The sequence below is a fragment of the Nitrospira sp. Ecomares 2.1 genome, from assembly GCF_965152585.1.
The window spans coordinates 4,356,110-4,367,972 of sequence record NZ_OZ224219.1 but is presented as its reverse complement, the minus strand read 5'-3'; the positions used below and the strand labels follow the sequence as shown (position 1 = coordinate 4,367,972).

At 56.2% G+C, this 11,863-nt stretch carries 7 protein-coding genes; all 7 read left to right on the top strand.

Annotated features, from left to right (window positions below; genetic code table 11):
• Genes ACWHYD_RS19240 through ACWHYD_RS19210 form a run of 7 tightly spaced genes read left to right on the top strand, consistent with a single transcriptional unit; the run spans position 1 to position 11,809 of the window.
• Positions 1 to 657: a phosphopantetheine-binding protein gene (locus tag ACWHYD_RS19240; RefSeq protein ID WP_447963625.1), complete on the top strand. Its 657-nt coding sequence runs from the start codon at positions 1 to 3 to the stop codon at positions 655 to 657.
• The gene (locus tag ACWHYD_RS19235; RefSeq protein WP_447963624.1) at positions 654 to 5,204 is read left to right on the top strand and encodes a type I polyketide synthase; all 4,551 of its coding nucleotides are present in this window, start codon (positions 654 to 656) and stop codon (positions 5,202 to 5,204) included. Before ACWHYD_RS19240 ends, ACWHYD_RS19235 begins: the two co-directional genes overlap by 4 nt.
• The gene (locus tag ACWHYD_RS19230; RefSeq protein ID WP_447963623.1) at positions 5,155 to 6,987 is read left to right on the top strand and encodes a cyclic peptide export ABC transporter; all 1,833 of its coding nucleotides are present in this window, start codon (positions 5,155 to 5,157) and stop codon (positions 6,985 to 6,987) included. The genes ACWHYD_RS19235 and ACWHYD_RS19230 overlap by 50 nt, the downstream gene beginning before the upstream one ends.
• Positions 6,984 to 8,381: a diaminobutyrate--2-oxoglutarate transaminase gene (locus ACWHYD_RS19225; protein ID WP_447963622.1), complete on the top strand. Its 1,398-nt coding sequence runs from the start codon at positions 6,984 to 6,986 to the stop codon at positions 8,379 to 8,381. Before ACWHYD_RS19230 ends, ACWHYD_RS19225 begins: the two co-directional genes overlap by 4 nt.
• Positions 8,382 to 8,386: 5 nt before the next feature.
• The gene (locus ACWHYD_RS19220) at positions 8,387 to 10,768 is read left to right on the top strand and encodes a penicillin acylase family protein (protein ID WP_447963621.1); all 2,382 of its coding nucleotides are present in this window, start codon (positions 8,387 to 8,389) and stop codon (positions 10,766 to 10,768) included.
• A gap of 58 nt (positions 10,769 to 10,826) precedes the next feature.
• Positions 10,827 to 11,063 carry an MbtH family protein gene (locus ACWHYD_RS19215; RefSeq protein ID WP_447963620.1) on the top strand — a complete coding sequence of 79 codons (237 nt, stop codon included), beginning with the start codon at positions 10,827 to 10,829 and terminating at the stop codon, positions 11,061 to 11,063.
• Positions 11,057 to 11,809, top strand: coding sequence for a thioesterase II family protein (locus ACWHYD_RS19210; RefSeq protein WP_447963619.1), 753 nt, complete (start codon positions 11,057 to 11,059; stop codon positions 11,807 to 11,809). The genes ACWHYD_RS19215 and ACWHYD_RS19210 overlap by 7 nt, the downstream gene beginning before the upstream one ends.
• Positions 11,810 to 11,863: the final 54 nt, after the last annotated feature.

Genomic DNA, 11,863 nt, shown 5'->3' with positions numbered 1-11,863 from the left:
ATGGAGGATGTTGTTCAACGGATCAATCGCCTGACCGAACCGCAGCGAAAACTTCTTCGCTTCAGATTGGGGGGCATGCGGTACGAACGGGAAGGGGAATCTCGACTGGTGGGGTATGTCGTGCCTTGTGTCCAAGATGCGACGACTGTTCAGGATCTCCGCGGATTTTTGGCAGAACGTCTCCCGGATTATATGGTGCCAAGAACCTGGATTGTTCTCGACGCTTTCCCTCTGACATCCCGCGGAAAGGTAGATCGCAAGGCGTTACAGGATATGGCTCGGTCGGCACCGGATGCGGTGTCTCATCAGCAGGGCGCGCCTCGAAACGACTGCGAGCGAAATATCGCAGCGATTTGGAAAGAAGCGCTGGGTCTGCACGCCGTCGGACTGCACGACAATTTTTTTGATCTGGGCGGGCACTCCCTTCTGTTGCCGAAGGTCCTCACTCAGATACGAGCCTTGACCAAGCACCAGGTGGCGATGGTCGATCTGTTTCGTTATCCGACGGTACAGGCATTGGCCGCATTTGTCTCGGCGGATGGGGCGCCAATTGTGGAAGCAGGGGCAACGCAACAGGTTCGTGATAAGCGAGAAGCGGGAGTGAGGCGGATGAAGCAGCAACGACGACAGAGACAAGAAGCGGTGAGGGGCGAATGACGGACGCCGTGGAGCTATCCAATGAGGACCCAGTCGCTGAGGGCTTGGAAGTAGCCATCGTCGGGATGGCCGGCCGATTTCCGGGTGCGAACAATCTTGATGAGTTTTGGCGCAATCTTCATGGTGGCGTCGAGTCTGTCTCCACGCTGAGTCGTGAAGAGCTACTGGAGTCTGGAGTGGAGGCAAAGGTTTTGGATCGGACGAACTATGTCCGGGCTCGCGCCGTATTAGATGAGGTCGATCTCTTCGATGCCAAATTTTTCAATATGACACCTAAAGAAGCCGAGATCATGGACCCTCAGCAGCGACTGTTCCTTGAATGTGCGTGGGAAACACTGGAACGCGGTGGATATGACCCGGAGCAATATCAAGGATTGATCGGCGTTTTCGCAGGATCGAGCACCAGCGGTTATCTCTTTAATTTATTCCCTCGCCGGATACTCTTACAGTCGGCCGCTGACATGGCGGCGATGCTCGGCGTGGAAAAGGATTCACTCTCGACGCGTGTGTCCTACAAATTGAATCTGGAAGGGCCCAGTTTAGCGGTGCAAACGGCCTGTTCGACCTCCCTGGTTGCGGTTCATCTTGCCTGCCAAGCCCTGCTGAGTGGTGAATGTGATATGGCCCTGGCAGGCGGTGTCTCTATCAGTGTCCCGCAGAAAGTGGGCTATCTCTACCAGGAGGGCGGCATCGTCTCTCCGGATGGTCATTGCCGGACCTTCGATGCTGATGCCGAAGGCACTGTCGGTGGGAGTGGCGTGGGCCTGGTGTTGCTCAAGCGGTTGCAGGAGGCGGAAGCGGATGGCGATCATATTTTTGCGGTGATCAAGGGTTCGGCGATTAATAACGATGGGGCCGCCAAAGTCGGTTACACAGCCCCTCGTATCGAGGGCCAGGCTAAAGTGATTAGAGCGGCGCACCTGGCATCCGGCGTGACGGCTGACTCCATCTCGTATGTCGAGGCTCATGGAACAGGGACCCCAATGGGGGACCCGATCGAAGTAGAGGCGCTGACCCAGGCCTTTCGAGCTTCGACGGTTCGTACCGGATTCTGTGCCCTCGGTTCAGTCAAAACCAATATCGGCCATTTGGATGCTGCGGCCGGCATCGCCGGTTTGATCAAGACGGTACTGGCCCTCTCCCATAGGCAGATTCCCGCAAGCTTGCATTACGTTCGCCCCAATCCCGCCATCGATTTTTCCGCTACACCGTTTTATGTGAACAGGACCTTGTCGGAGTGGGGGCGTGGCGAGTCACCGCGCCGCGCGGCCGTCAGTTCGTTCGGGCTTGGAGGCACGAATGCGCATGTGGTTCTGGAGGAGGCACCGTCACCTCAGAGGGCATCCGAAGTGGGTGAGGAAGGCCGCTGTCAGTTACTTCTGTTGTCGGCCCGGTCGGAAGCGGCCTTGAACGAAACGACAACTCGTCTTGCGACGCATCTCCATGCACATCCGGACCTCTGCCTTGCCGACGTGGCCCATACTCTTCAATCAGGTCGGAAAGCCTTTCCGTATCGTCGTTGGCTGATGGCCAGGAATACTGAGGAAGCCGTGCGGCTGTTGGGTCGCCTCATAATTAGGGGAGGAACCGCCGGCCCTGTGGAAGGAGAACATCGGGTTGCCTTCATGTTTTCCGGGCAGGGTTCCCAGTATCCACATATGGGGCATTCTCTTTATCAGCAACAGTCTCTGTTCCGCGAGCATGTGGATCGGTGCGCGTCGATGTTAAATCGGCGGCTCGATCGGGACATTCGGACAGTACTGTTTCCTGCCTCTGGTGCAGAAAAGGATCTGATTCATCAGACCAGCCTGACCCAGCCGGCACTGTTCGTGTTCGAGTATGCCCTTGCGCAACTCTGGAAGGCATGGGGAATTCACCCACATGCCATGATCGGGCATAGCATCGGGGAATATGTCGCGGCATGCCTATCCGGGGCATTTTCAGTTGAAGACGCGTTGGCGATCGTCGCGATGCGCGGGAGATTGATGCAGGAGCTTCCACCCGGAAGCATGCTGGCCGTTCCGCTCACCGAGTCGGAGTTAACACCGTATCTGGGCGGCAATCTGGATCTCGCTGCAGTCAATGCTCCAGGACAGTGTGTGGTCTCCGGTTCCGATGACCGGATCGATGCATTGGACCGTACGTTGGCAGCTCAGAGCATTCGAGGTCGGCGCCTCAAGACCTCGCATGCGTTTCATTCATCCATGATGGATCCGATTCTGAAGCGCTTTGAATCCTTCCTTGCCGGAATAGAAATGCAAGCCCCCCAAGCTCCCTGGGTATCGAATGTGAGCGGTACTTGGATTCGACCCGAAGAAGCGTTGGATCCCGCTTACTGGTCCCGTCATTTGCGCTCAACGGTGCGCTTCTCCGATGGGGTTCGAACATTGTTGAAAGAACCGGCGCCGGTATTTTTGGAGATCGGTCCCGGTCGCACGTTGCAAAATCTGGCCAGGAGGCATCCCGTTCCGGTTGGCTCATTTGTGCTGGCCTCACTTGATGGCCTCGATCAGGAGGCGGCCGGTCAGGACGAAATGCCTGTCATCCTGGCGACCCTCGGTTCTCTTTGGGGAGCCGGGGTTCGAGTGCATTGGAGCGGTCTGCACAGCGGGCATCGGCCACGACGAGTTGTTCTGCCGACCTATCCTTTTGAGCGGCAGCGTTACTGGGTGGAACCTGGTCGGAGTGAACCTGTCCAGGTTCCTGGGTCCGGTAAAAGGCAGGCCGATCTCTCGAATTGGTTTTATCAACCCTCGTGGAAACGGTCAGTACTCGTGGCGAAGGGTAAACAACGTCCGGACGAAACGTGGCTGGTTTTTCTCGATGAACGGTCGAGCGGCGCGGGACTTGTCAGAGAGCTGGAACGACAGGGCCGGTCGGTGGTCGCCGTGTTGGCCGGTAGGGGATTTAAACGGTGTGTCGATGGGACCTATCGAGTAAGACCAGATTCCCGTGAGGATCATGAGTTGTTGCTTCGAGAGTTGACCAGCCGGAATCACCTTCCATCCTGTCTCCTGCATGCCTGGACCATCGGGGATGAATTGCAAGAGACAACTGCTACCGGGCGACTCCAGGTGGCACAAGAAAGAGGATTTCTCCATTTGCTCATTCTTGCGCAAATTTTCGGACGCCGGCGCACGGCTCGACTCTCGATCCTCGTCCTTTCTCAAGGGTTGCATGATGTCACGGGCCAGGAATCTTTACGTCCTGAACAGGCCACCGTGCTGGGAGCCTGTCGTGTCATTCCTCAAGAGTATCCGGGCGTGACATGCCGTGGGATCGACCTGGAACAAGTTGCTACGGAGACGCCATTTTTCGATGAACTTTGTGAACGGCTCATCGAGGAAGTCTCCAATCTTGATGCTGAGACGGTCGTGGCCTACCGAGGTGGACATCGATGGGTACAGACGTTTGAGCCACTCATCCTTGCAGAAAGCGATACAGATACTTCTCTGCTGCGGGAGGGAGGGGTATATCTCATTACGGGCGGTGTGGGCGGGGTGGGACTCTGCCTTGCCGAGTATCTCATTCGTACGGTGCATGCGCGGGTGATTCTGACGAGTCGGACCCTCCCGACTCCTGAGCAGCGTGAGCGTGTGGCCGGCCTGGCGCAATCGGGCGATCGCGTTCTGGTTCTTCAGGCCGATGTCGCTGATCCTGTGCAAATGCAGGGAGTGATTGATGAAGCCCTTCGACAGTTCGGCCGAATTCATGGGGTGTTTCATGCAGCGGGAATCGCCGGCGGCGGACTTCTGGAGCTGAAAAACCCGGAATCCGTATGGAATGAATTTCGTCCAAAGGTTTCCGGAGCCTTGGTGCTCGAAGAGGCGTTTCGCGATAGGCAACTTGATTTTGTGATGTTCTGTTCTTCTCTGACGGCTGTGGTTGGAGGGGTGGGCCAGGCTGCCTATTGCGCGGCCAACGCCTTTCTGGATGCCATGGCACATGCCAGCACGAAAAAAGGAACACGCGTCATCTCTGTGAATTTCGATCGATGGAAACAGGTCGGTATGTCGGTTGAAGCGGAAGAGTGGCTCAAGACCTTGCAGGTCCCTGAAGAGGATTTGGATGGCATGACTCCGCAGGAAGGTCAGGACGTGGTCCACCGAATTCTTTGCGGGCCGAACCTCCCGCAGGTCGCCGTGTCCATCCGTGATCTGCCGAAAGTGGTCGCTTCCGTTGCGCGGATTTCGTTGATGCCATCACAGATGAGGCAGGCAACGACTCCGTCTGTCATTGGAGACGCCACGGAGTTCTTGGAACAAGAGGTGGCAGACTTATGGCAACAGATTCTGGGCACCGGACGTGTGGGGTTTGAGGATGATTTTTTCCGGGTGGGGGGCGAATCCTTGAGCGCCCTTCAGCTGTTGAATCGTGTTCAAGAGCTTTTTGGTATCGAGCTGTCGCTCCGCGAATTCTTTGATGCACCGACGGTTTCGGGATTGGTCAAGCAAATTCGCGCGGCGCGAGCCACCGGGGCACAGCAAGAGCCGAAAATTGTTCCCATTCCTCGTCAAGCCCGACGATTGCGTGGGGCTTCGGTATGAGATCGACTGCGGTGTGGCAGCCGCGAAGGAACGAATTCAGATGAACTTGATCAGATTTTTGATACGCAGTTCCTGGCAATTGCTGCTGGGTTCCATTCTGGCCGGTGTGGTGAGCGGGCTTGCCGGAGCCGCAATTATTGCGGTCATCCATAAGGGAATGAACGGAACCGATTCGTCGTCCATGCTTGCCTGGAGTTTTCTGGCACTTGCGGTACTGGTCGCCGTGACCAAAGCCCTGTCGGAAATTCTGCTGACCAGGTTGGGCCAACGTACCATTTCAGAGTTACGAATGCAGCTGAGTCGACGCATTCTGCATGCCCCGCTCCGTCAGTTTGAGGAACTGGGTTCACATCGGTTGCTCGCTGCCTTGAGCGACGATACGGACGTCATCGCGCAGGCCTATGTCCAGTTGCCGCTTATCTGCGTCAATCTCGCGACGACGATCGGCTGTCTTGCATATTTGGGATGGCTATCCTGGCCCCTGCTGATTCTCGTTCTGGCATTTATGGCACTCGGGAGCATGACGTTCAATCTGCAGGAACAGCGCGCATTGCAATATTTCAAACAAGCACGGGAGACCAACGATGCCCTGTTCGGACATTTCCGTTCCATCATGGCCGGGATCAAAGAACTCAAGTTGCATCGCCCGCGGCGGGAGGCGTTTCTCGAAACATTGCTTCAGCGAACTGTGAGTGAGTATCAGCGGGACTTTGTCGGGGGCATGACGGTGTATTCCATCGCGTCCAGTTGGGGAACGTTTCTCTTCTATGCCGTCATCGGCGTCATCCTCTTCCTCTGGCCGTCATGGCGTGACCTGCCTATTGAGACTGTGGTCGGCGTCACTCTGGTCCTGTTGTACATGATGGGTCCGTTTGCGCAGATTATAGAATTGTTGCCGGGTGTCGGTCGCGCGAATATCGCTCTGAAGAAAATTGAGGCGCTGGGCCTGTCGTTGGCTGCCTCTGCCACGAATCTTACTGGTGAAGCCGTTTCCGGCCCAGCGATTGAACTCGATCCCAGTGGCTGGCGGTGTCTGGAATTATCAAACGTCACGCATCGGTATTATCGCGAGGGAGAGGATTCCAGTTTTACTGTGGGTCCGATCAATTTAAGTTTTTCTCCCGGTGAAGTGACGTTTCTCATCGGCGGAAACGGAAGCGGTAAGACCACGCTGGCGATGTTACTGTTGGGTCTCTACACACCTGAGTCTGGAACGGTTTGCCTCGACGGTGTCCCGATCGAGGACGCCAATCGTGAAGCCTATCGACAATTGTTTTCAACGGTATTCTCGGATTTCTGTTTATTTGATTCCTTGCTGGGTCTCCAGAAAGACGATCTGGATGCGGAGGCTCTTATGTATTTGGAACGATTGCAACTCCGGTCCAAGGTACAAATCGAGCAAGGCGCCTTCTCGACCCAGGCGCTTTCTCAAGGACAACGGAAACGACTGGCGCTGTTGACGGCCTATGTTGAAGACCGGCCGTTTTACGTGTTCGATGAATGGGCAGCCGATCAGGACCCGCTGTTTCGAAAAGTGTTTTACACGGAGCTTCTTCCGGATCTGAAGGCACGGGGCAAGACGGTTTTCGTCATTACGCATGACGATCAATATTTTCCGTTGGCCGATCGGTGCATTCGAATGGATTACGGAATGATCGTGAATGTCGCCGGACAATCCACGATTTGCAGCGAGCAGGATTTTGCATTGTCTCAATCCACGGGGTCCGGAGTGGCCGGGAACCCAGTACGGGCGGGTTCTTTATTCAAGGAGGATCAAGTATGACGGTTCATGTCGATGAAATATGGGAATCCATTGCGACCGGTCAAACTGCCCGGATAGAACATCTGGGCGCCAATCCCTATCTGGAGCGGCAAGCGCTGAGAGAGTCGAGTGCACGCAGTTACCCGCGCCGGCTGCCACTGGCGCTCAAGAAGGGGAAGGGCATCTATGTTCAAGATCACGAGGGGCGGACCTATATTGATTGTCTGGCCTGTGCCGGGGCATTGGCTCTTGGCCACAATCATCCTGTCGTTGTCGAGGCGATCAGCCGGATGCTGCGGGACGAACTTCCGTTTCAGACGCTGGATTTGACCACGCCGGTCAAAGACCGCTTTGTGGAGAAAGTGTTTGAGTGTTTGCCGAAGGAATTTGCCGATGGTGCGAAAATTCAATTCTGTGGACCATCCGGGGCCGATGCGGTCGAGGCGTCGATCAAACTGGTGAAGATCGCGCGTGACCGACGGACGATCCTGGCATTTCAAGGAGCCTATCATGGGATGACGCATGGCACGCTGGGATTGACAGGTGATCTGGGCCCGAAAAGGGCCATCAGCGGGCTCATGGCTGATGTCCATTTTCTACCCTATCCCTATGCCTATCGTTGCCCGTTCGGCGTGGGAGGCGAAGAGGGGCATCGTCTCTCCAGTGCGTATATTGAGCGGCTCCTTGACGATCCCAACAGCGGTATCGTGGAGCCGGCCGGGATGATCCTGGAGGTGGTCCAGGGGGAGGGCGGAGTTATTCCGGCGTCGCTGAGCTGGCTTCAGGAAATCCGCCGTATTACTCGTGAGCGCGGCATTCCATTAATTGTCGACGAAGTTCAAACAGGCCTCGGTCGAACGGGGACCCTGTTTGCGTTCGAACAGGCGGGCATTGTGCCGGACGTCGTTGTCTTGTCCAAAGCGATCGGCGGCGGATTGCCGTTGAGCGTGGTGGTCTATCGGCCCGAGTTGGATCGATGGACGGCAGGGGCGCACGCAGGCACCTTCAGGGGTAATCAAATGGCGATGGCGACCGGGGAGGCCACGATTGATTTTATTTGCCGCGAGCAGGTGGCGTTGCATGCCGCCAGAATGGGCGAACGGCTGATGAGCAGCTTGAAACGAATACAGGGTGACTCACGGAGTCTCGGCGATGTGCGGGGTCGAGGTTTGATGGTGGGTGTGGAAGTTGTCGACACCAACAAGTCCTCGGATAAGTCCGGGGGGTTCGCTGCTGCGCCGGCCATCGCGAGCAAGATCCAGAACGAAGCCTTGCGGCGAGGACTGATACTGGAACTGGGCGGACGGAATAACAGCGTCGTGCGGTTTCTTCCTCCCTTGATCGTCACAACGGAACAGATCGATACGATCTCGACAATTTTCTCAGAGGCCGTCTCGGCGGCGGAGCGGGATTAAGCGGCATGACGCCTTTTCGTGTGGTGGCGATTGTCACTGTTGTGATTGTGGCAGCTGCGGGTGGATGGAGCGTGCTGGTGCTGCGCGCCTCCCTCCCGGTTTTGGACGGCGACGTGAAGATAGGAGGGATACAGGCGCCCGTGACCGTGACGTTTGATCCACAAGGCATTCCCACGATCATCGCCGGATCACGATTGGATGCGCTACGGGCGCTCGGGTTTGTGACGGCGCAAGACCGTCTCTTTCAAATGGATGTATTGCGTCGAAGCAGTGCCGGACGGCTGGCCGAGGTGTTCGGGGAGTCGGTCGTGGATATGGACATCAAGCAACGAACGGTCGGGTTTACACAGGTGGCGGACGCCGTCATGAGGCGTATGCCCGAAGAGCAAAGATCGGCTTTGGAGGCTTACGCAGAAGGAGTCAATGCATTTCTCGACCAGATGGAGGGGCTTCCGGTCGAATGTGTGATGCTCGGTTACCGTCCGGAGATCTGGCGGCCGGCAGACAGTGTGCTGGTCGTATTGGGAATGTTTCAGGTGCTGAACGGGTATGAGGAGGATGAACGCATGCGCACCGTCATGGGCAGCGTCCTTCCGGACGACGTTTTGGCCTTTCTCGTTCCTGCCGTCGATGCCTACACCGATAAGCTGCTGCGAGGCATTACGTCACAGGCCGCGATGTCTCCTATCCCGGTGCAGACTCTGGCCACGATTCGGCGTCCCTTGGACCTGAGCCGGATGTCCCGGTCGTCGATTGTCAATTCCGATAAACCCGTCGTGGGATCGAACGCCTGGGCAATCGGGGGATCCAGAACAACAGACGGACGAGCCATTCTCGCCAACGATATGCATCTTGACGTGGCGGTTCCCAATATCTGGTATCGCGTCCAGCTTCAGTACGAGGACGTTGAGATGGCCGGCATTGTCGTGCCGGGAATTCCTGTGATGATCACGGGGTCGAACGGGTATGTCGCGTGGGGCTTGACCAATGTAGAAGGAGATTTTCTTGATCTCGTACAGGTGGAACTTAATCCTCGTAATGCGCAGGAATATGCGACTCCGGAAGGCTGGCGTTCCTTTACCACCCGTGGAGAAACGATTGTGGTCAAGGATGGAGATGACCGGCAGGTCGAGGTGAAGGAAACGCTCTGGGGGCCCCTGGCGTCCGAACCTTTGCTTGGACGACCGGTGGCAATTCGTTGGACCGCCCTTGATCCGGATGCAGTGGATGTGGGGTTGCTGCACCTGGATCGGGTCCGTTCTCTGTCGGAGGCGATCTCTGTGGTGAATCGCGCGGCCGGACCCGCGAACAATGTGCTGCTTGCGGATAGGGATGGTCACATTGCCTGGACCTATACAGGCAGGATTCCCATTCGCCATGGATTTGACGGTTCCGTCAGCCTTTCATGGGCGGATGGCCAGGCCGGATGGTCGGGATTCATCGAACCGGATCAGTTGCCGCGAATTGTGAACCCTCCGTCAGGATTTCTGGTGAATGCGAATCAACGCATGGTGGACGGCAACGACCCCTATGTGATCGGCCATTCATTTGCCGGCGGGTATCGAGCGTATCGAATTACTGAGCGCTTGCACACCATGGTCCCGGCGCGTGAACCGGACTTGTTCTCTATTCAACTGGATACGACGACGGAGATCTATGAGTTCTATCGGAGCCTGGCGTTAGAGTTGCTGAGCCAGGCGGTGGTTCAGCAGAAACCTCATCTGTGGGAAGCCCATCGTGTTCTTGATGCCTGGAATGGAAAGGCTGATGCCGGGAGCATTGGAATTGGGCTATTGGCGGAATTTAGGAACTCGTTGGCGCGCTCGGTCTTTACACCATTTTTGGAAGAATGCCGTGAGAAAGACGAAGGTTTTGTCTATGACGGAAATCTGGATACCCCTCTGCGCGCCCTCCTGACTGCGCAAGTGCCTCAGCTTCTCCCAGATCAGGAGCACTTCACGGATTGGCATGGCTTTCTTCTGCATGTGCTGGAGCAAAGCATTGAGGATCTGAAGGCCAGATATCATGTGGTGACCCTGAGTGAATTGACCTGGGGAACCATGAATCGGGTCGAGATGGTGCATCCGTTGGGGAATGCGATTCCGGGTTTGGGATATGTATTAAATATGCCGGATGAAGAAATGCCCGGATGCAGCCAGTGTGTGCGAGTTATTAGCGGAAGTCTCACAGCCAGCCAGCGCATGGTGGTGTCTCCGGCTCATCATGAAGACGGAATATTTCATATGCCGGGCGGACAGTCGGGACATCCGTTTTCACCTCATTACCGAGATCAGCAGCCCTACTGGAGTAAAGGCATTCCCACGCCATTGTTGGCAGGCCCGGTCACGCATCGACTTACATTGAGCCCTTTGCCGGGGCACACGTAACGGACGGAGCAACTTACGCGACGTCAGAGACTTTACCCTAACCATATAAGGAGGATTCATGGGAAACGACGAACAGGAAGATACGACAGTCTACAAAGTAGTGATGAACCATGAGGAGCAATATTCCATCTGGCCGTCCTATCGGGATAATCCTCTCGGATGGTCGGATGTGGGGAAAACCGGCCTCAAAGAAGAATGTTTGGACTATATCAAGGAGGTATGGACGGATATGCGTCCGTTGAGTTTGCGAAAGTGGATGGCCGAACAAGCTGAAAAAACGGGTTCTTCATGCTAACTGCTGCACGATCACAACCATGGATTGTCACCTGCCGTCCGACGTCGGGAGTCCGGTTGTTGTGTTTTCCGTATGCCGGTGGAGGGCCTTCGGTGTTTCGCGGTTGGGCGCAATATCTTTCGCCGGAGATTGAACTCTGTGCTGTCCAGCTGCCTGGGCGAGAGGCGCGGATGAAGGAGTTACCCATCGGAAATCTCAGGCGTTTGGTTGCCGAACTCGCGGACGCTCTCGAACCGAGTCTGGACAGACCCGTTGCGCTATTCGGGCACAGCATTGGCGGACTGATTGCATTTGAACTCGCACGGGAGATACGGCGGCGCTATGCCATCGAACCGGTGCATCTCTTTGTCTCGGGATGTCCAGCGCCGCAGATCCGCGACAACGATCCACTGTTCGATCTACCGGAGGACGAATTTCTCGATCATATGCGGCGGTTCAATGGAACCCCACGGGAAGTGTTGGAACATCCGGAGATGATGCAACTTGTTCTTCCCGCGCTCCGTGCGGATTTTTCGCTCCGCGACACCTATGTGCATGTAGAGGAACCTCCTTTGCACTGTGCGATTTCGGTGTTCGGCGGCCTGGAGGACACTCGTGTAGGCACAGAGGAACTGGAGAAATGGAGAGCCCATACGTCCGAATCGTTTCAGATGTGCCTGTTCCAGGGCGGGCATTTCTTCTTACGGACCGCGCAAGCCGCCGTAGTGGAATCCGTTACCCGGACATTGCATCGGTATGGACGGTGATGGGGAATATGCGGGACCGACAGATTTTTATTTACATTGCTGCCGATCCAATTC